The organism is Nocardia sp. NPDC058058, from assembly GCF_042885355.1.
Classification (GTDB): domain Bacteria; phylum Actinomycetota; class Actinomycetes; order Mycobacteriales; family Mycobacteriaceae; genus Nocardia.
The window spans coordinates 1,991,944-2,015,600 of the sequence record NZ_JBHVSA010000001.1 but is presented as its reverse complement, the minus strand read 5'-3'; the positions used below and the strand labels follow the sequence as shown (position 1 = coordinate 2,015,600).

Here is a 23,657-nt window from a genome sequence, read left to right as displayed (position 1 = left end):
CGCGAATCCGGCCGGTGTGGCGCTGTGGGACGGGCAGGGGCAGCTGAGCTATCGCGATCTCGACGAACGGTCGAATCGACTGGCGCGGTGGCTGATCGGCCGGGGCGCGGGTCCGGAATCGGTGGTCGCGATCGGGGTGCCGCGATCGCCTGAATGGGTGCTGGCGGTCTGGGCGATCGCCAAGACCGGGGCGGCCTTCGTCTCGGTCGATCCCGCGCATCCCCTCGAACGGAATCGGTACGTCTGCGCCGATTCCGTTGTGCGCCTCGGGATTACCTCGGTCGCGCACCGCGCTGCGATGCCGGCCGCAGATGTGTCGTGGATGGCGCTGGACGATCCGATCGTGCGGGCCGAGCTGGACGGGTATGCGAGCGGCGCGGTGACCGACGCGGATCGGCGTGCGGCGGTGCGCATGAGCAATACCGCCTACGTCATCTACACCTCGGGCACGACCGGCCGTCCCAAGGGCGTCGAGATCACCCATGCCGGACTGGCCGCGCTGGTGGCAGATCACCGGCGGCGCTGCGCGGTCGACGTGGACTCGCGGGTGCTGGCTGTCGCCGCGCGGACCTTCGACGCCGCGATTCTGGAATTGCTGCTGGCGGTATCGGGAGCGGGCGCGCTGGTGGTGGCTCCGCCGGATGTCTATGGCGGGCAACCGCTTCGGGACTTGCTGAGCGATCTCGATATCACCCACGCGTTCCTGACACCCGCGGTGGCCCTGTCCCTGGAACCGGCCGGACTCGACGCGCTACGGGTACTCGCGACCGGCGGCGATCAGTCTGGGCCGCAGCTGGTTTCGCGCTGGTCCGGCACGGCCGGGGCGGGACGGCGGCGGGTGCACAACCTGTACGGCCCGGCCGAGGCGACGATCTGGGTGACCGGTGCCGAACTCGTACCGGACGCGCCGATCACGATGGGTTCGCCCATCCCCGGAATGGGCGCGGTGGTGCTGGACGCCTGGTTGCGTCCGGTCCCGGCGGGGGTGATCGGCGAGCTGTACGTCTCGGGTTCGGGTGTGGCACGCGGCTATCGGGGCCGCACGGGTCCGACGGCCGCGTCGTTCGTCGCCGATCCGTTCGGGGGGTCGGGCGGGCGGATGTATCGGACCGGCGATCTGGTGCGCTGGACGATCCCGCGTGAATCCGATTCGGGGACCGGCGCACTCGAATTCATCGGCCGCGCCGATCATCAGGTCAAGGTGCGCGGGCAGCGCCTGGAGCTGGGTGAGGTCGAAGCCGCGCTGACCGCGCTGCCGCAGATCGCGCAGGCCGTCGTGATCGTGCACGTTCCGGCGGACGGCACCGGCGCTCGGCTGGCGGCATACGTGGTGCCCGCGGGCGACGTGGTGCCCGCGAGCGATTGTGCGGTCGATCCGGAGCGAATCGTGCAGGCGCTGGCCGAGCGCCTGCCGGGATACATGGTGCCCGAGGTGGTGACGGTCCTGCCGGAGCTGCCGCTGACCGGCAGCGGCAAGGTCGACCGGCGGGCGCTGCCGGAACCGGTGTTCGCGGTGCGCGAGTTCCGCGCGCCCGCCTCGCGGACCGAGGAATTGGTGGCCGGGGTGTTCGCCGAGGTGCTCGGCCTGGACCGGGTCGGGGTCGACGATGACTTCTTCGCGCTCGGCGGCGATTCGATCGTCTCGATCCAGGTGGTGGCCAAGGCGCGGGCGCTGGGTGTGGTGTTCGGTCCGCGCGATGTGTTCGATCAGCGGACCGCCGCGCGCTTGGCGGTGATCGCCCGGACGGCCGATCCGGATACCGGCGCGAGCGCCCACGAACCGGTCGGCGGCGGTATCGGAACGGTGCCGCTGTTGCCGGTGGCGCAGTGGATGGTGGAGTGGGGCAGGGGTTTCGACCGTTTCGATCAGCACGTGGTGCTGCGCCTGCCCGTCGGGGTGACCGAACCCGCGGTGGTCACGGCGGTGCGGGAGTTGCTGGATCGGCACGACATGCTGCGGTCCCGGCTGCGGCGCGGCGATGACGGCGAGTGGTCGCTGGAGGTGACGGAGCCGGGCAGCGTGGACGCGGCCGCGCTGGTGCGGCGGCAAGGACTCGATTCCGGTGACGAGGGCGCCGCGAGCGCCACCTCCGCGTGGAAATCCGCTGTGCGCGAACTGAATCCGTTCGAAGGTTCGATGGTGCGGTTCGTCTGGCTCGACGCCGGTACCGACGTTCCGGGCAGGCTGGCCATTGCCGCGCACCACCTGGTGGTCGACGGCGTGTCCTGGCGCGTGCTCGCGCCGGATCTGCTGTCGGCGCTGGAGCAGGCGGCCAATGGCGTGCACACACCCGCACTCGCGCCGGTGGGCACCTCCATGCGCCACTGGGCGCGCGCACTGACCGCGGCGGCCGCCGCGCCCGCTCGGGTGGCCGAATTGCCGCTGTGGCAGCGAATGGTCAGTGGTGCCGATCCGCTGTGGGGCGGGCGTGAGCTCGACCCGGAAATCGATACCGCCGCAACGCTGGAACAGGTCGGTCTCCGCCTGCCCGCAGCGCTCACGCGCACCTTGCTGACGCGTGTCCCGGCGGTCTTCCACGGCCGGGCCGAGGACGGGCTGCTCGCCGGGCTCACCGTCGCGGTGCGGGTGTGGCGGGCGCGGCGCGGAATTCCGGCGTCGTCGGTCCTGGTGCGCATGGAGGGGCACGGCCGCGAGGAACAGCTCGTCGAGGGTGCGGACCTCGCCCGCACGGTGGGCTGGTTCACCAGTATGTTCCCGGTCCGCTTCGACCTGTCCGGTATCGATCTCGACGCCGTGCTCGCCGGTGACGATGCGGTGGCGACGGTGCTGCGCGCGGTGAAGGAGACGCTGAACTCGCTGCCGGACAAGGGAATCGGCTACGGACTGCTGCGCTACCGCAATGCCGAGACCGCGATCGAGCTGCCCGATCGAATGCCGGGCCGGATCGGGTTCAACTATCTGGGCCGGGTATCGGGCGTCGATGTCGGTGTCGAGGTGGGCGCGCCGGACGCGGCGCTGAATCCCGAACTGCCGGTGACGGTGGCACTGGATATCAGCGCGATCGTCATCGAGGATCAGCTGCGCGCCGAGGTGCGATTCCCCGGCACCCTGCTCGACCGCACCGATATCGAGGAACTGGTCGACCTGTGGTCGCGGGCGCTGACCGCGATCGCCGATCATGCCGAAACCCCGGGCGCGGGTGGACATTCCCCGTCGGACTTCGAACTCCTCGCGCTGACCCAGCCCGATATCACCGCGCTCGACCGCGACTATCCCGCCCTGACCGATGTGTGGCCGCTGACCGCGTTGCAGGACGGACTGCTGTTCCACACGCGGCTGGCCGAGGCCGACAACGCGACCGATACCTATGTCGCGCAATTGGTGCTGCGCCTGACCGGGGGCCTGGACCCGGATCGCCTGCACGCGGCCGCCCGCGACCTGGTGGAGCGGCACCGAGGTCTGCGGACCGCGTTCACCGCCACCGAGAGCGGCAGCAGTGTGGCCGTGGTGTGCGAGGAAATCGAATTGCCTTGGCAGGTAGTCGATCTCACGAGCCACGCCGACCCGGATCGAGCACTGGCCGAACTGGTGGCCACGGATAGGGCCCGGCGTTTCGACCCGGCGCGGGCACCGCTGCTGCGCTTCACCGTCGCCGAGCTCGGCGTCGACCGGTGGGCGCTGATCCTGACCAACCATCACCTGATCCTCGATGGCTGGTCCTACCCGCTGTTGGTCACCGACCTGCTCACCCGCTACGGCGGGGGCGCGGTCCCGGCCGCCGGATCGTATCGGGACTTCCTGTCCTGGCAGGGAACTCGTGATCGTGCGGCCGGGCTGACGGCCTGGGCGCGTGCGCTCGCGGGTCTGGAACCGACCCTGGTCGCCGACCGGCCGGGCACCGGCGCGGTCATGCAGCAATGGCTGGAGATCGACGCGGCGGGCGCACAGGATCTCGCGGCGGCCGCCGCCGTCGCCGGGGTCACGGTGAGCACGGTGTTGCAATCGGCCTGGGCCATGGTGCTGGCGGGATTGAGCGGGCGCACCGATATCGCCTTCGGTATGACGGTCTCCGGACGTCCCGCCGAAGTGCCCGCCGCCGATCGCACCATCGGCCTGTTCGTGAACACCATTCCGGCGCGCGTGCGCATGCGGCCGAACGAGACCGCCACCGAACTCTGGAAGCGATTGCACCGCGAGCAGGCGGCGCTGCTGGATCATCATCACATCGCGCTCACCGATATCCACGCGCGACAGCGCACCGACCGGCTCTTCGACACCGTCCTGGTGGTCGAGTCCTATCCCCTTGATATGCGCCGGATTCGGGGGATCGCCGGTAGCGCCGGCCTCGAGGTCACGGACGTGGACGCGACCGATTCCACGCACTATCCGCTCACGTGCAGTGTCACCGTGCAGGACGGTCTGCGCCTGCGCCTGCAATACCGATCCGATGTCTTCGATCCGGCGGCCGTCGCGGCGATCGCCGAGCGGCTGCGCGCGATCGTGTGCGCGATGAGCGTCGATCCATCGATCCCGGTGCGCGAGGTCGGTGCGCTGTCCGGCTCCGAATGTCATCGGCTGCTGGAACGCGGGCGCGGTGATTCCGGCGCGCCCGCCCTGACCCTGCCGCAGGTGCTCGCCGCGGCGGTGGCCGCCACCCCGGAGGGCGTCGCCGTGATGGACGGCGAGCGCCGAATCGGCTATCGCGAACTCGACGAGCGATCGAACCGGCTGGCCCGGCAACTCATCGAGCACGGCGCGGGACCGGAAACGGTTGTCGCGGTGGGTGTGCCGCGGTCACTGGAATGGGTGACCGCGGTGTGGGCGATCGCGAAGGCCGGGGCGGGATTCCTGTCCCTGGATCCCGGGCATCCGGTCGAGCGCAACGGCTTCATGTGCGCGGATTCCGGTGTCCGGCTGGGCCTGACGATGTCCCGGTATCAGGGGCTGTTGCCGCGCGAGGATATGTCGTGGCTGGTGGTCGACGATGCGGCCGTGGCCGCGAGCATCGAGCAGCGCGCGAGCGGCCCGGTGACCGATGCCGACCGCCACGCGCCGGTGCGGCCGGCGAGTACCGCGTATGTCGTCTACACCTCCGGATCGACGGGTCGCCCGAAGGGTGTGCAGGTCACGCACGCCGGACTGGCGGGTGTCTGCGGCGCACAGCGGCGGCGCTTCGCGGTGCGCCCGGATTCCCGGGTGCTGAGCGTGGCGGCGCGCACCTTCGACGCGGCGGTGTTCGAACTGCTGCTGGCGGTATCCGGTTGTGCCGCACTGGTTATCGCGCCGCCCGAGGTGTTCGGCGCGGAACCTCTGGCCGATCTGCTGCGCGAGCGGCGCGTCACGCACGCCGTGCTCACCCCGAGTGTGGCGGCCGGGCTGGACCCGGCGGGCCTGGACGAGCTGGCGGTGCTGATCACCGCCGGTGAAACCTGCCCGCCCGCACTGGTTTCGCGGTGGTCGCGCACCGATCGCGCGGGCCATCGCCGGGTACACAATCTGTACGGCCCGGCCGAGGCGACCATCTGGGTGACCGGAAGTCCGGATTTGCGGGCGGGTGATCCGGTCACCCTGGGCTCGGCCATCGACGGTATGGGCGCGGTGGTGCTGGACGCGTGGCTGCGCCCGGTTCCGGCCGGTGTCGAAGGCGAGCTCTATGTCTCGGGTTCCGGTGTGGCACGGGGTTATCGGGGCCGCGCCGATCTCACGGCGGCGCGATTCATCGCCGATCCATTCGGCCGACCGGGCGATCGGCTGTACCGCACCGGAGATCTGGTGCGCTGGGCGACGGTGGACGGGGCGGCCGAATTCGACAGCGGGCCGGGCATATTGGAATTCGTCGGCCGTGCCGACTGCCAGGTGAAGGTGCGCGGGCAGCGGCTGGAGCTCGGCGAGGTCGAGGCCGCGCTCACCGATCTGGACGATATCGCGCAGGCTGTCGTCATTGTGCACGGTCACGATGCCACCGCACGGCTGGCGGGGTACGTCGTGCCCGCGCCCGAGCGGGCAGCGGACCCCGCTCATATTCGACGGGCATTGGGCGCGCGGTTGCCCGGATTCATGGTTCCGGATGTGCTCACCGTGCTCGACGCACTGCCTCTGACCGTGAACGGCAAGGTGGACAAGGCGGCGCTGCCGGATCCGGTGCTCCCGCGCGCGACCTACCGCGCCCCGGCCTCGGCGACCGAACAGCTCGTGGCGGGGGTCTTCGCCGAACTGCTGACCCTCGATCGGGCCGGGCTGGACGATGACTTCTTCGCACTCGGCGGCAATTCGCTCTCGGCGACCCGGCTGGCCACCCGGCTGGCGGCGGCGGCCGGTGTCGCGGTCACCGTGCGCGATATCTTCACGGCTCCGGCGGTCGGCGAACTGGCGGCCCTGCTGTCCGCCCGCGAATCGGGTGCCGACGGCGTGCGGCTGGCACGGCGGGCGCGCCCCGAGCGGGTGCCGCTGTCGTTCGCGCAGCGGCGCATGTGGTTCGTGAATCGCTTCGCCCCCGAATCGGCCGCGTACAGCATTCCGCTGGTGTTGCGCATGTCCGGTGCGCTGGATGTGGCGGCGCTGACGGCCGCGGTCCGCGATGTGGTCGTCCGGCACGAGGTGCTGCGCACCAGGTACCCGGACGTGGACGGGGTGCCGCACCAGGTCGTGGTCCCGGTCGCCGAACTGGCGGACGCGGTGGACGTGGAGCTGACCCCGCTACCGGTCTCCGAAACCGAGTTGACCGCCGCCATCGCTGCCATCGTCTCGGCGGGCTTCGATGTGGCGCAGCGGATTCCGGTGCGCTGCCGCCTACTGACCACCGGGCCGGAGGACTTCGCGCTGGTGCTGGTGATCCACCACATCGGCGCCGACGGTTTTTCGATGCACCCGCTGGCACGGGATCTGGCCGAGGCCTACCGCGCCAGCAGCGCCGGGCGGCAACCGGAATGGGCCGAACTGCCGGTGCAGTACGCGGATTACGCACTGTGGCAACGTGAATCGCTGGGATCGCAGGACGATCCGGCATCGCCGCTGTCCCGTCAGCTCGGGTACTGGACCGGGCAGCTGCGGGAGCTGCCCGAGGTGCTCGAACTGCCTTCCGATCGGCCGCGACCGGCCGTCGCCTCGCATCGCGGTGCGGCACAGAGCTTCACGCTCGAGCCCGACGTGGTCGCCGGACTGCACGGCATTGCCCGCGCCGAGGGCGCGACGGTATTCATGGTCTTCCACACCGCGCTGGCGATCGTGCTGTCGCGCCTTTCGCACAGTGCCGATATCGCGATCGGCACACCGGTCGCCGGGCGCGGTTCGGCACTACTGGACGATCTGGTCGGGATGTTCGTCAATACGGTCGTGCTCCGGACCCGCATCGACGAGACGCTGAGCTTCACCGAAGCGCTGGCCCGGGTGCGCGGCATCGATCTGGATGCCTTCGCGCACGCGGAGATTCCGTTCGAGCAGGTGGTCGAGGCGCTCGATCCGGTGCGTGGTCAGGCGCACAATCCGCTGTTCCAGGTGCTGCTGGCCTTCCACAATCTCGATCCCGCCGCCATCACCCTGCCCGGGCTCGTGGTCACCCCGTCCAGCGCGGCGACCGGTGTCGAACGCTTCGATCTGACCGTGACCCTGACCGACGCGCCCGACCCCGACGGGACGATCCCGGTCCACCTCAGCTATGCCACTGACCTTTTCGACGCCGCGACGATCGCGGTGCTCGCCGAGCGACTGCACCGGGTGCTGCGGGCGATCACCGTCGCACCCGGCGGCGTCGTGCGTGCGATCGATATGCTCTCGGGCGCGGAACACGCGCTGCTGCGGGAGTGGGGCGAGGTGGGCGCGTTCGAGCTCATCGGCGGCACCGATCCGATGACGTTGCCGCAGTTGCTCAGCGCGGCGGTGGCCGCGCATCCGACCGGCGACGCCGTCATCGACGGTGAGCGCCGAATCTCCTACCGCGAGCTCGACGAGCAGTCGAATCAATTGGCGCGCTATCTCATCGGGCACGGGGCCGGACCGGATTCGGTCCTCGCCATCGCCCTGCCGCGCTCGCTGGAATGGGTGCTCGCGGTGTGGGCGATCAGCAAGGCGGGCGCGGCGTTCCTGTCGCTGGATCCGGCGCATCCGGCCGACCGCAACCGCTTCATGTGCGGCGACTCCGGTGTGCTGGAGGGCATTACGCTCGAATGCCACGCGGCGCGGCTGCCCCGCGATGAGGTCTCCTGGCTGCTCCTCGACGATCCCACCGTCACCGCGCGCGTCCGGCAGCATTCGAAATCTCCGGTCACCGATGTCGATCGCCCTGCCGCGCTGCGGCTGGGCAATACCGCCTACATCGTCTACACCTCGGGCTCGACCGGGCAGCCCAAGGGCGTGGAGAGCACCCATGCCGGGCTGGCCGCCGTGGCCGCGGCGCAACTGCGGCAGTACACGGTCGACGCCGAATCCCGGGTATTGGCGGTGGCCGCACGCACTTTCGATGCCGCACTGCTCGAACTGCTGCTCGCCGTTCCGGCGGGGGCCGCACTGGTCATCGCGCCCGACGACAGCTACGGCGGCCCGCTGCTGGCCGACCTGATGCGCGCACAGCGCATCACGCACGCGTTCCTGACGCCCGCGGTGGCGGCATCGGTCGACCCGATCGGCCTGGACGCGCTGCGAGTGGTGACGGTCGGCGGTGAACGCTTTGCCGCGCAACTGATTTCGCGCTGGTCCCGGACCGATGCGGCGGGCGCGCGCGAATTCTTCAACACCTACGGTCCCTCCGAGACCACGATCATCACGATGATCAGCCGGGAGCTGCGCGCGGGCGAGTCCATCACCATGGGCCCGGGCATCGACGGTATCGGCGCACACGTGCTGGACGCGTGGCTGCGGCCCGTGCCGGTGGGTGTGGTGGGCGAGCTGTATCTCTCGGGTGCTGGTGTGGCGCGCGGCTATCGGGGCCGCGCGGGCCTGACCGCCGGACGCTTCGTCGCCGATCCGTTCGGTGCGCCGGGATGGCGGCTGTATCGCACCGGCGATCTGGTGCGCTGGATCATCGACGAATCCGGAACGGGCGCCGGGACTCTGGAGTTCGTGGGCCGCGCCGACTTCCAGGTGAAGGTGCGCGGCCAGCGCCTGGAACTCGGCGAGGTGGAGGCCGCGCTCTGCGCGCTCGACGATATCGCGCAGGCGGTGGTGCTGGTGCACACCGCGGGCGAAAGTGAGTCCGCCGGTGCCCGTTTGGCGGCCTACGTGGTCGCCGAATCGGGCCGCGCGGTCGATCCGATCACGATCGTGCGGGCGGTGGGTGAGCGGCTGCCCGGATATATGACGCCCGATGTGGTGACGGTGCTCGACGAGTTGCCGTTGACCGCCAGCGGCAAGGTGGACCGGCGGGCACTGCCGGAACCGGTGTTCCCGGAGCGTGAGTTCCGGGCGCCCTCCTCGCGCGTCGAGGAAGTGGTGGCCGGGGTGTTCGCGCAGGTCCTGGGTCTCGACGAGGTCGGCGCCGATGACGATTTCTTCACCCTCGGCGGTGACTCCATCGTCTCGATTCAGGTGGTGGCCAAGGCGCGCGCCCTGGGTGTGGTGTTCGGTCCGCGCGATGTGTTCGAACAGCGCACCGCCGCCCGGCTCGCGGCGATCGCCACGAGCGCGGCGGTCGGCGGTCTGGCCGAGTTGCCGGGTGCGGGCGTAGGCGAGTTTCCGCTGCTGCCCGTCGCGCAGTGGATGGTCGAATGGGGCCGCGGTTTCAACCGTTTCGAACAGCACGTGGTGCTGCGATTGCCCGCCGGTGTCGACGAGGCGGCGCTGAGCGTGGCGGCTACCGCGCTGCTGGACCGGCACGACATGCTGCGGTCGCGCCTGCTGCGCGATGCGAACGACGACTGGTCGCTGACCGTGCGGCCCGTGGGCGGTGTGCGCCCGATCGTGCACCGGCAACCGCTCGAACCCGGTGCCGATGTGACGGCAGCAGCTGCGGCGCAATTGGATTCGGCTCTGGATCGGCTGAATCCGTCGGACGGCAGGATGACGCAGTTCGTCTGGCTCGATCCCGCCGCGGGCGAACCCGGCTGGCTGATACTGGTCGCACATCATCTCGTGGTCGACGGCGTCTCCTGGCGAATCCTGCTGCCGGACTTGATATCCGCCCTCGATCAGGCCGTATCCGGTGCGATTCCGGAATTGCCGCCGGTCGGCACCTCGATGCGCCGCTGGGCGCACGCACTCACCGACGCGGCCGTCGAACCGGCGCGCGTGCGTGAGCTCGAACTGTGGCAGCGCATGGCCGTCGGCCCGGACCCGTACTGGGGTGGGCGCGAACTCGATCCGGCGATCGATACGGCCGCCACCCTCGAACAGCTCGAGGTGCGGCTACCGGAATCGGTGACGCGCACCCTGCTCGCGCGGGTTCCGGAGATCTTCCACGGCGGGGTGAATGACGGCCTGCTCGCGGGTCTGGCCGTGGCCGTGCGGTTGTGGCGGTCCCGGCGCGGTATCGACGAACCGTCGGTGCTGGTGCGATTGGAGGGCCACGGGCGCGAGGAACGGATCGCACTCGGTGCGGAGCTGTCGCGCACCGTGGGCTGGTTCACCTCAATGTTCCCGGTCCGCTTCGATCTGTCCGATATCGACGCCGAAGCCGTGGCGGCGGGTGACGCGGCGGTGGCCGCGGCCGTACTCACGGTTAAGGAGACCCTGAACACGTTGCCGGACAAGGGGATCGGCTACGGCCTGCTGCGATACCGCAATCCCGAGACCTCGGCGCTGCTGCCCGGCGCGATGCCCGGGCGCATCGGGTTCAACTATCTCGGGCAGATCGGCGCGGTCGATACCGACGGGCTGGGCGGCGTACACGGCGGGCTCGGTGAGCTGAGTGCCGCACCGGATCCGGATATGCCGGTGACGGTCGCGGTGGATATCTCGGCCGTCGTGGTCGAGGACGGTTTGCGTGCGAGCTTCCGGTTCCCCGGCACCCTGCTCCGACACGACGAGGTCCGCGAGCTGGCCGAATTGTGGACGGTGGTGCTGTCCGCGGTCGCCGCATATGCCGAAACACCTGGCGCGGGCGGACATTCGCCGTCGGACTTCGGCGCGGTCGAGGTGGCCCAGTCCGAGGTCACCGCGCTCGAACGGGCCTACCCGGCGCTGTCCGATGTGTGGCCGGTGACGCCGTTGCAGGCGGGACTGCTCTTCCACGCGCATCTCGCCGACGCGCACGCCGAAACCGATGCCTATGTCGCGCAATTGATTCTGCATCTGTCCGGAGACCTCGATCCCGAACGGCTGCGCACGGCCGCGACGGCGGTACTGCGCCGGCATCACGGACTGCGCACGGCGTTCACCACCGTAGCCGGGATCGATATCGCGGTGGTCTGCGATGACATCGAATTGCCTTGGGAGGTGGTCGATCTCAGGAGATATGCCGAGTCCGAGCGGGCGCTGGACGAACTGGCGGCGCGGGAGCTGGCCCGCCCCTTCGACCTCGCCGTCCCGCCACTGCTGCGCTTGACCGTGGCGCGCCTGACCGCGAACCACTGGGCGCTGATCCTGACCAATCATCACGTCATCCTGGACGGCTGGTCCTATCCGCTGCTGGTGACCGAACTGCTGGCCAGCTATATGGGCGAGGCCCCCACCGTCGCACCCGGTTCGTATCGAGACTTCCTGGGGTGGTTGGGAACTCGTGATCAGGATGCCGCGCTGGCCGCCTGGGGCGAAGCGCTCGCCGGTGCCGAACCGACGCTGATCGCCGGGACCTCCGGTCCGGGCGGCGACGCGGCGGCCGTGGCGGATCAATCCTTCACCATCGAGAGCACCGCCACCCAGGAGCTGGCCGCCGCCGCGGCCGCGGCCGGGGTGACGGTCAATACGGTGCTGCAATCGGCGTGGGCGATCATGCTGGCCGGGCTCACCGGCCGCACCGATATCGTGTTCGGCGCGACCGTCTCCGGGCGGCCCGGTGAACTTCCCGCCGCCGACCGCACCATCGGCCTGTTCATCAATACGATTCCGGCCCGGGTGCGGCTGGCCCCCGCCGAGACCGTCGCCGAGCTCTGGGCGCGCATCCACACCGAGCAGGCGGCACTGCTGGACCATCACCACCTCGGACTGCGCGAAATCCACACGCGCACCGGATATGACAGCCTGTTCGACACCATCATGGTGCTCGAGTCCTACCCCGTCGATATGCGCGATATCGAACGGGCGGCGGGGCACGGCGATCTCGAACTGCTCGGTGTGACCGCCGCGGACTCCACCCACTACCCGCTGACCTGCACCGCGGTACTCCAGGACATCCTGCGCATCCGGTTGCAATACCGTTCGGAACTGTTCGACGCTGCCACCATCGCGGTCTTCGCCGAACGGCTGCGCGAGGTGCTCTCGATGATCGCGGCCGAACCCGCGGCGACCGTGCGCGAGATCGGGGTGCTGCCCGCACCGCAGCAGCAGCGACTGCTGTACGAGTGGGGCCGCACCGATCTGGCCGACCTGGATCTGGCCATGCTCGAGGACGGCGAGATGATCTCGGCCGGTATGACGCTGCCGGGTGTGCTGGCGGCGGCCGTGGCCGCCAACCCGGACGGCGACGCGGTCGTCGACGGCGCCCGGCGGATGTCGTACCGGAAGCTGGACGCCGATTCGAATCGCTTGGCGCGCTTGCTGATCGAACGCGGCATCGGGGTCGAATCGGTGGTCGCCGTCGGCGTGCCGCGCTCGCTGGAATGGGTGCTCGCGGTCTGGGCGGTCGCCAAGACCGGGGCGGCGTTCGTCTCGGTGGATCCGGCGCATCCGCTCGAGCGGAACCGGTACCTCTGCGCGGATTCCGGTGCACGGCTGGGCATTACGATCGACGCGCAGACCGACGGGCTGCCCTGGGAAAGCCTGCCGTGGCTGGTGCTGGACGATCCGGCCGTAACCCTGCGGATGCGGCGGCTCGCGCACGATCCGGTCACCGACGCGGTGCCGCGCGCGAGCAATACCGCCTACCTCATCCACACCTCGGGTTCCACCGGCCGGCCCAAGGGCGTCGAGGTCACCCATGCCGGATTGACGGCGCTGCTGGCGGATCACGTGCGGCGCTGCGGGGTCGACGCGGAGTCGCGGGTGCTGGGCGTGGCCGCGCGCACCTTCGACGCGGCCATCCTGGAACTGCTGCTGGCGGCCTCCGGCGGCGGCGCCCTGGTGCTCGCGCCCGCGCAGGTGTACGGCGGGCACCCGCTGTGGGAATTGCTGCGCGATGAGCGGATCACGCACGCGTTCCTGACGCCGTCGGTGGCCATGTCGATGGAACCGGCCGGGCTCGACGCCCTGCGGGTGGTGCTGACCGGTGGCGATCGCTGTGGGCCGCAACTGGTTTCGCGCTGGTCCGATGCCGCGAACGGGCGCGAACTGCACAACCTGTACGGCCCGGCCGAGGCGACCATCTGGGTGACCGCCGCCGCGCTGCTGCCCGGCCGCCCGGTGGTGATCGGCGGTCCGATCGCCGGTGCGGGAGTCGTGGTGCTGGACGCGTGGATGCGCCCGGTGCCCCTGGGCGTGACGGGTGAGCTGTACGTCTCGGGATCGGGTGTGGCACGGGGCTATCGGGGCCGGGCGGGCCTGACCGCCACGCGTTTCGTGGCCGATCCATTCGGCGGGCCGGGGGATCGGCTGTACCGGACCGGCGATCTGGTGCGCTGGGTGCCGGGCGAATCCGGTTCGGGCACCGGTGTATTGGAGTTCGCCGGACGTGCGGACTTCCAGCTGAAGGTGCGCGGTCAGCGTCTGGAACCGGGTGAGGTCGAGGCCGCGCTGATCGCCGTGGACGGTATCGATCAGGCGGTGGTGACCGTGCACGCGCCCGATAACGGCGCGGCGCGGCTGGTCGGTTACGTTGTCGCCGAACCGGATCGGACCGTGGACCCCGCGCGGGTGCGCGAATCGGTGGCCGACCGGCTGCCCGCCTATATGGTGCCGGATCTGGTGCTGGTCCTGGATGAACTGCCGTTGACCGTCAGCGGCAAGATCGATCGGCGGGCACTGCCCGAACCGGAATTCCCGGAGCGGGCGTACCGCGCGCCGTCGACGCCGTTCGAGCGGGTGATCACCGAGGCGTTCGGCGCGGCACTGGGACTGGACCGGGTCGGCGCGGATGACGACTTCTTCGGCCTGGGCGGCGATTCGATCGTCTCCATCCAGGTGGTCGCCAGGGCGCGGGCGCTCGGGGTGGTCTTCGGCCCCCGCGATGTCTTCGAACAGCGCACCGCGGCCCGGCTGGCGCTGATCGCGCACGCCGTGGACACCGACGAATCCGGAGCGGTGCCGGAACTGGCGGGCGGCGGGGTCGGGGAGCAGCCGCTGCTGCCGGTGGCGCGCTGGATGGTGGAGTGGGGCGGGGGATTCCGCCGGTTCGAACAGCATGTGGTGGTGCGCCTGCCCGAGGGCATCGACGAGGCGGGGTTGAACACCTGCGTGGCCGTCCTGCTGGACCGGCACGACCTGCTGCGTTCGCGGCTGCGCGGTGATGGTGCGGCGCTGGTGGTGACACCGCCCGGCAGCGTGGCCGCCGCGGCGGTGGTGCGGCGCGTGGACCTCGACGCGGACGCCGATGCCACGGCTGTGGCTACGCTGCACCTGAATTCGGCGATCGACCGGCTGGACCCCGCCGCCGGGGTGATGGTCCAATTCACCTGGCTCGATCCCCGGGATGGGGTGCCGGGCTGGTTGCTGATCGCCGCCCACCACCTGGTCGTCGATGGCGTGTCCTGGCGAATCCTGGTGCCCGACTTGGTATCGGCCTTCGAACAGGTGCGGGCCGGTGTGGTTCCGGAGCTCGCTCCGGCGGGTACCTCGATGCGGCGCTGGGCGTACGGGCTGACAACGGCGGCCGGGGAACCCGCGCGGGTGGCCGAACTCGCGCTGTGGCAGCGCATCGTCTCCGGCGCCGAACCGCGCTGGGGCGGGCGCGAACTCGATCCGGTGATCGATACCGCGGCCACCCTCGAACGGGTCGGATTCCAACTGTCCGAAACGGTGACGCGCGCCCTGACCGGACGGGTTCCGGCGATCTTCCACGGCGGCGTGAACGCCGGGCTGCTCGCGGGACTGGCTGTGGCCGTGCGGATCTGGCGGGCGCGCCGGGGGCTGTCCGAATCGTCGGTGCTGATCCGCATGGAGGGACACGGCCGCGAGGAACAGGTGATCGGCGGGGCCGAACTGTCCCGCACCGTGGGCTGGTTCACCACCGTGTTCCCCGTGCGTTTCGACCTGTCCGGTATCGATGCCGACGCGGTCGTCGCGGGCGGCGCCGCGGTGCGCGATGCCGTGCTGTCGATCAAAGAGACCTTGAACTCGCTGCCGGACAAGGGCATCGGCTACGGGATGCTGCGCTATCTGAATCCCGATACCGCGGCCGCGTTGCCGGACCGGATGCCGGGGCAGATCGGATTCAACTATCTGGGCCGGGTGTCCGGGACCGGCGTCGACGGCGGGCTGGGCGAACTCGAGGTGGCGGTGGATCCCGAGACCCCGGTGACCGTCGCCCTCGATATCTCCGCGATCGTCATCGACGACAGCCTGCTGGCCAGTGTGCGATTCCCGACCACTCTGCTGGACCGCGTCGAGATGGCGGAATTGGCCGGACTGTGGTCACAGGCGCTGACCGCCATTGCCGACTACGCCGAAATGCCCGGCGCGGGTGGGCATTCCCCGTCCGACTTCGATCTGGTGCGACTGCCGCAATCCGATATCACCGCGCTCGAACGCGCCTACCCGGCGCTGACCGATGTGCATCCGCTGACCCCGTTGCAGGCGGGACTGCTCTTCCACACCGCGTTGCTCGGCAGTGCGGAGACCGATGTGTATGCCGCGCAGGTGGTGCTGCGCCTGCGGGGTCCGCTGGATCCGGGACGACTGCACCGGGCCGTCACCGCCGTGGTTGACCGGCACGAGAGCCTGCGCACGGCATTCACCACCACCGGTGGCGGGACCACCGTCGCGGTGGTCTCGGAGCACGCCGAATTGCCTTGGCATATAGCGGATCTGACCGAGAGCACCGATCCGGTGCGGGCGCTGGAGCAATTGGCGGCGGCCGAGAAGGCGCGCCGCTTCCACCTCGCCGCCGCACCGCTGCTGCGCTGCACGGTGGCGCGCCTGGGTGCGGGGGAGTGGGCGGTCGTGCTGACCGATCACCACCTCATCCTGGACGGCTGGTCCTGGCCGGTGCTGGTCACCGAGATATTCACGCAGTACGGCGGGGAGCCCGGCCCGCCCGCCGGTTCGTACCGGGATTTCCTGGCCTGGTTGGCGACTCGGGATCGGCCCGCGGCGTTGGCGGCCTGGTCCGAGGCGCTCGCCGGGGCCGAACCGACCCTGATCGCGGGGCCCGGTGTGCCAGCCGCCACCGCCGGAGCGGTACTGGATCGGTCGATCGAACTCGACGATGCGACCACCCGCGCACTGTCCGCTGTCGCGGCGGCGGCCGGGGTGACGGTGAACACCGTGCTGCAATCGGTGTGGGCGCTGCTGGTCGGGCACGCCTGCGGCCGTCGTGACGTGGTGTTCGGCACCACCGTCTCGGGCCGTCCGGCCGATGTGCCCGGCGCGGATCGCACCATCGGATTGTTCGTGAACACCATCGCGACCCGGGTCCGCTTCGATCCCGCCGAAACCGTGACCGAACTGTGGACGCGCGTACAGCGTGAGCAATCCCGGTTGCTGGACCACCATCACCTCGGCCTGACCGATATCCACGCGGTCGCCGACGGTGACAATCTGTTCGACACCCTGATGGTGTTCGAGTCGTATCCCGTTGACGTGCACAATCTTCGGCAGGTCACCGGGCTGGGGGAACTCGAACTCACGGCCGTGGCGGGTACGGACTCCACGCACTATCCACTGTCCTGCACCGTCATCCTCGGGGAGACGCTGCGCATCCGCCTGCAATATCGGGACGACGTATTCGATACCGCCCGCATCGACGCACTCGGCGCCCAGCTGTGCTCGGCACTGGACTCGATCACGGCGAATCCCACCGCGCGCGTACGGGATATCGCGCTGCTGTCGCAGTCCGAACGAATCCGGCTGGACGACTGGGGCCGACCGCGCGAGATCGAGCCGTTCCTGGGTATCGAGTCCGCGGCCGCGATGACCCTGCCGGATCTGCTGGCGGCCGCGGTTTCCCGCAATCCCGAGGGTGACGCGGTGATCGACGGCGACCGTCACATCTCCTACCGGGAACTCGACGAACGCTCGAATCGCCTGGCGCGGTACCTGATCGCGCACGGCGCGGGTCCGGAGTCCGTGCTGGCGATAGCGGTGCCGCGGTCGCTGGAGTGGGCGCTCGCGGTATGGGCGATCACCAAATCCGGTGCGGCCTTCCTGCCCGTGGACCCGGCTCATCCGCTGGACCGCAATCGCTTCGTGTGCGCGGATTCCGGTGCGCGAGTGGGAATTACGCTGGGTCGTCACCAAGCCGCGCTGCCGGGCGCGGGCATGTCCTGGATATCCCTGGATGATCCGGGCGTAGCGGCGCGAATCGAGGGGCTGTCGTCCGCCCCGGTGACCGACGCCGACCGCTCCCGGATACTGCGGGTGCGGAATACCGCGTACATCATCTACACCTCCGGCTCGACCGGTCTGCCCAAGGGCGTCGAGGTGACGCACACCGGTCTGCTCGCGGTCGCCGCGGCGCAATCACGTTGCTACGGAGTCGATTCCGAGTCCCGAGTACTGGGCGCGGCCTCGCGCACCTTCGACTTCGCACTGCTCGAACTGCTGCTCGCGATTCCGGCGGGCGCGGCGCTGGTGCTGGCTCCCGATGATGTGTACGGCGGGCCGCGCCTGGCCCAGCTGATGCGCGAGCAACGCATCAGCCATGCCGGCATGACACCCAGCGTGGCCGCCATGCTGGATCCGGCCGGGCTCGACGATCTGCGGGTGCTGCTCGCCGGTGGCGAGGCGTGCCCGCCCGCACTGGTGGCGCGGTGGTCGCGCACCGACGCGGCCGGTGCGCGACGGTTCCACAACACCTACGGCCCCACCGAGATCTCCATCATCACCTCGATCAGTCCCGAACTGCGCGCGGGGGATCCGGTCACCATCGGCGCTCCGATGCCCGGAACGGGCGCGGTCGTGCTGGACCCGTGGCTGCGGCCGGTGGCGGCCGGGGTGACGGGCGAGCTCTACGTGTCGGGTTCCGGTGTGGCACGCGGTTATCGGGGCCGGGCGGGTCTGACCGCCGCGCGTTTCGTGGCCGATCCATTCGGTGCTCCCGGCGACCGGCTCTACCGGACCGGGGACCTGGTGTGCCGGCAGCCGGGCGAATCCGATTCCGGCACCGGTGTACTGACCTATATCGGCCGCTCGGACTTCCAGGTGAAGATGCGTGGCCAGCGGCTGGAACCGGGCGAGATCGAAGCCGCCCTCACCGATCTGCCGGGGATCGAGCACGCCGTGGTGGTGATGCGGCAGCTGGACACCGGCGCTCGCCTGGTCGGCTATATCGTGGCCGCTTCCGGACATGCGGTCGATCCGGCCGCGATCCGGCGAGCACTCGGGGAGCGACTGCCCGGATACCTGGTGCCCGATGTGCTCATGCCGCTCGATGCGCTGCCATTGACCAGTAGCGGCAAGGTGAATCGCGGAGCACTGCCCGACCCGGAGCACAGTCGCGCGGGCTATCGCGCGCCCTCGACCCGGACCGAGCGACTGGTGGCGGAGGTGTTCGCCGAGGTGCTCGGGGCGGACCGGGCAGGCCTCGATGACGATTTCTTCGGCATGGGCGGAAACTCCCTGTCCGCCACGCGCTTCGCGGCCCGGTTGGCGGACGGGGCGGGCACGGCGGTCGGTGTGCGCGATGTCTTCGACCAGCCGACGGTCGCGGGGCTCGCGGCGTGGCTGGCGACGCGGACGCCGGAATCCGGTGTCGCGGAGACCGAACCCCGGCTCGCGGCCCGGGTGCGACCCGAGCGGGTGCCGCTGTCGTTCGCGCAGCAGCGCATGTGGTTCGTGAACCGGCTCGCGCCGGGGTCGATGGCATACAGCATTCCGCTGGTGCTGCGGCTGTCCGGTGCGCTCGAGGTATCCGCTCTCACCGCGGCGATGTGGGATGTGCTCGCCCGGCACGAGGTATTGCGCACCCGGTACCCGGATGTGGACGGGGTGCCGTATCAGCTCGTGCTGCCGGTGGCCGAACTCGCCGCCGCCGTGGACGTGGATCTGACCCCGGAACCCGTGGCCGAATCCGCGCTGCACGCCGCCGTCGCCGCCGTGGTGGCACTGGGATTCGATGTGACACAGCGGGTTCCGGTGCGCGCTCGGCTGCTGACCACGGGACCGGATGAGTTCGTGCTGGTCTTCGTGGTGCATCACATCGCCGCCGACGGCTTCTCGATGGCCCCGCTGTCGCGAGACCTGGCGGCGGCCTACCGCGCCGAAAGCGCCGGGCGACAACCGGACTGGGCCGAGCTGACCGTGCAGTACGCGGATTACGCGCTGTGGCAACGGGAATCGCTCGGATCGGCGGCAGACCCGGATTCGGTGCTCGCCTGTCAGCTCGGGTACTGGACCGAGCGATTGCGGGAGCTGCCCGAGGCGCTGGAACTCCCCGTGGATCGCCCGCGCCCGCCGGTCGCCTCACATCGCGGGGCGCGGTACGAGTTCGCGGTGGATCCCGCAACCGTCACCGGCTTGCGCGAGATCGCCCGCGCCCGGGGTGCGACGGTGTTCATGGTCGTGCATACCGCCCTGTCGATCGTGCTGTCGCGCTGGTCGGGCAGCACCGATATCGCCGTCGGCACCCCGGTGGCCGGGCGCGGGTCGGCGCTGCTGGACGAGCTGGTCGGCATGTTCGTCAATACCGTGGTGCTGCGCACCCGCATCGATGAATCGCTGCCGTTCACCGAGTTGCTCGCCGGTGTGCGCGGGACGGACCTGGAAGCGTTCGCGCACGCGGAGATTCCGTTCGAGCAGGTGGTCGAGGCGGTGGATCCGGCCCGCAGCCGGGCGCGGCATCCGCTGTTCCAGGTGATGCTGGCCTTCCACAACCTCGAGGCGGCCGGATTCGCGCTGCCCGGAATCGAGGTGACCACCCTCGGGGCCGATATCGGGGTCGAACGGTTCGATCTGAGCCTGACGTTGACCGACGCCCCCGATGCGACCGGTGCGATGCCGATCGGCGTCAGCTATGCCGCGGAGCTCTTCGACCCGAACACGATCGCCGCGTTCGCCGAGCGCCTTCGGATCGTGCTGGCCGCGGTGGCCGCCGATCCCGGTGTGCGAGTGCGCGATATCGCGACCGTTTCCGGTTCGGAGCGGCTGCGCGTGCTCGATGACTGGGGTACCGGTCGCGGTATCGAGTCCGGAACCGGTATCGATGCGGTGAGCCTGCCGGATCTGCTGGCGGCCGCGGCGGCCGCGAATCCGGACGGTGACGCGGTGGTCGACGGACAGCTCCGGATGACCTATCGGCAGCTGGATGCCGACTCGAATCGACTGGCGCGCTTGCTGATTGCGCGGGGCGCGGGGGCGGAATCGGTGGTCGTGGTGGGTCTGCCGCGATCCGCGGCCTGGGTGACGGCGGTGTGGGCGATCGCCAAGACCGGTGCCGCGTTCGTCTCGGTCGATCCGGCGCATCCGCTGGATCGGAATCGGTTCGTCTGTGCTGATTCCGGTGCACGAGTGGGTATTACCGATCCGCGGTATCGAGATGTGCTGCCGGGTGAGCCGATGTGCTGGCTGACGTCCGACGATGTGGATGGGGCAGCGACGGCGGGCGACGATGTAATGTCCGCCGTCGATCGGCGGCATCCCGTTCGCATCGGCAATACCGCCTACGTGGTGTACACCTCGGGGTCGACCGGAGAGCCCAAGGGGGTCGAGGTCACGCACGCCGGTCTGGCGGCGATCGTCGCCGATGGTCGGCGGCGCGGTGCCCTCGATCGCGATTCCCGGATGCTCGGGGTGGCGGCGCGGACCTTCGACGCCGCGATGCTGGAGCTGCTGCTGGCCACCGACGCCGGTGGCGCGCTGGTCGTCGCGCCGCCGGATGTCTATGGCGGACAACCGCTTCGGGAGCTGATGCACGCGCAGCGCGTCACGCACGCGTTCCTGACCCCGTCGGTGGCGGTATCGCTGGACGTCGAGGGACTCGACTCGCTGCGGGTGGTGCTGACCGGTGGTGATCGGTGCACACCGCACCTGGTATCGCGCTGGTCCGGCACCGATGCGGCGGGGCTGCGGCGGGTGCACAACCTGTACGGTCCGGCCGAGGCGACGATCTGGGTCACCGGTTCCGAACTGACACCGGGCCCGGCGGCGGGTATCGGGGGTCCGATCGCCGATGTTCGTGTGGCGGTGCTGGATTCGTGGATGCGCCCGGTACCCGCGGGCGTCGTCGGCGAGCTCTATATCTCGGGTTCCGCTGTGGCACGCGGATATCGGGGCCGTGCCGGTCTCACCGCATCGCGGTTCGTGGCCGATCCGCTCGGCGCACCCGGCGATCGGCTCTATCGCACCGGTGATCTGGTGCGCTGGGTCGTGATCGGCGATGCTGCGGAATCCGCTTCCGGCGCGGCCACTCTCGCGTTCGTCGGCCGGTCGGACTTCCAGATCAAGGTGCGCGGGCAGCGGCTGGAGCTGGGCGAGGTCGAGACCGCACTGTGCGATCTGCCCGAGATCGAACAGGCGATCGTGGTGGCGCACACCCCGGCGGGCGGTGCGGAATCCGATGTCCGGCTGGTCGCCTACGCGGTGGCCGCGGCGGGCCGATCGGTGGACCCGGCGCAGACCAGAAGCGCTGTGGCACAGCGCCTGCCGGGATATATGGTGCCCGATCTGGTGCTGGTGCTCGACGCGTTCCCGCTCACCGCGACCGGGAAGATCGATCGGCGGCGACTGCCGGAACCGGTCTTCCCGGTGCGGACCTTCCGTGCGCCGTCGACCCCGGCCGAGGAGCTGGTGGCGCGGGTGTTCGCCGAGGTGCTCGGCACCGCCCGGGTGGGTGCGGACGACGACTTCTTCGCCCTGGGCGGTAATTCGCTCAGTGCGGTACAGGTCGTTTCACTGGTGCACGCGCGCACCGGCAGGCAGCTGCAACCCAGCAGGCTGTTCTCCGATGCGACTCCCGCGGCGCTGGCCCGCGATCTGGAGAGCGCGGACGAGATGAACATCTCGCTGGGTGTATTGACCCCGCTGCGGTCCGCGGGCACGCGTGCGCCGCTGTTGTGCGTCCATCCCGGCGGCGGTCTGGCCTGGGTGTACGGCTCGCTACTGGGTCATCTGGACCCCGACCGCCCGGTCTACGGATTGCAGGACCCGTACATCGTGGCGGGTGAGGCCCGGCTGGAATCGGTGGGCGCGTACGCCGATCGATACGTCCGCGAGCTTCTGGAGTTCTTCCCGGATACCACCTACCACCTGGTGGGCTGGTCCCTCGGCGGTCAGATCGCACATGCCATGGCGGTGCGCCTGCGCGAGCTGGGACATGAGGTCGGACTGCTGGCCCTGGTCGACGCCAGTCCGGAATCGGGTGCGGGCGAGACCGCCGAACCCGAACAGCATGAGGTGGCCGAGGCGGTCGCCCGCATTCTGGGCGGCTGGCGCGATGTGCTGAAACTGGACGAGGTGCCCGAGATCGGGAATCTGGAGGAGTTCTACGCCCTGCTCTCGGACCGGATCAGCGCCGCGGGCATCCTTGCACCGGAACAGGTGCGACGGGTACTGGAGTCGTTCTCGAAACCGCTTCCGTATCAACCCGGTTGCTTCGCGGGCGACGCACTGCTGCTCACCTCCGCGCGGGAGGCCGGACGGGACCGATTCCCGGAGATCTGGCGCGCGCACATCACCGGGCGCATCGATCAGATCGCGATCGACGCCTGGCATACCGGAATGCTGCACGCGGACAAGGCCGCCGAGATCGGTCCGATCCTGGAATCGCGCCTTACCCGGGCGAGGTGGTGAAGAGGTTGAGTTTGTAGGTGGTGACCGGGGCCGTTCGGCCCAGCAGTTTGGCCGCCAAGCGGTACTGGAGCGGCCAGGTACGGACGACCGAAGGTTGCGGCTGCGCGAAAGTTCGGGATTCGCGCAGCCGTAAACCGCACTGCTCCAGGGTCTTCGGATCATCGCAGATCCATTCCATCCGGGCGGTGACGGCCTTGAACACGGGATTGCGGTCCTGACTGCGCATCATGAACGCGCCGCCGGTGTCGAAAGCCAAAGGTGTGGAAGGGAACTGCTTCGCGATTCGGCTCAGGGTGGCCCGCACCCGTTCGGCGGGGAAGTAGAGCAGCACGGCCTCGCTCAGCAGGAATACCGGGCCGGGTCGTTCGGTCACAGCGCTGAACCAGTCGGTATCGAAGATCGATCCGGTGATCATGGTGTATCGCTCGGAATCCTCGAAGTACTTGCGCCGCAACGCCATGGTGTCCTCGACATCGAGGTCGATCCAGTGCACAAGGCCGTTGTCGAGCCGATCGAACCGGGTCGACAGGCCACAGCCCAGATCCACCACGGTGCCCGCCGGATGTTCGCGCAGGAACTCGCGAACATACTCGTCGAAGATGGAGGCGCGCAGCACCGAACCGCCCAGCGACGGGCCGCGGAATTTGCTGAAGTCGTAGTCGATGGTTTCGGTGAGTTCGATCGCCTTGCGATCGGAGAGCACACTCTTTCCCCGCCGCGCGTCCTGCGCCCGGCCGTAGAGCGGAATCAACAGCGTTTCCTGGATCGCGCCGAGCGATACCTGTTCACTCAT

General features: G+C 69.8%; 2 protein-coding genes (1 of these 2 running past the window's edge). One reads left to right on the top strand and one right to left on the bottom strand.

The features are described 5' to 3' along the window. On the top strand, window positions 1-22,864 hold the 3' portion of the coding sequence (locus ACFVUS_RS09265; RefSeq protein WP_387765464.1) for a non-ribosomal peptide synthase/polyketide synthase. 5,630 nt of this gene lie to the left of the window's left edge; the window shows 22,864 of its 28,494 coding nt (coding positions 5,631-28,494); its start codon lies off the left edge, out of view; the stop codon is at window positions 22,862-22,864. On the opposite strand, the gene ACFVUS_RS09260 is transcribed toward ACFVUS_RS09265, so the two are convergent. Next, window positions 22,845-23,657: a class I SAM-dependent methyltransferase gene (locus ACFVUS_RS09260; RefSeq protein WP_387762984.1), complete on the bottom strand. Its 813-nt coding sequence runs from the start codon at window positions 23,655-23,657 to the stop codon at window positions 22,845-22,847. The two genes, ACFVUS_RS09265 and ACFVUS_RS09260, sit on opposite strands and share 20 nt — an antisense overlap.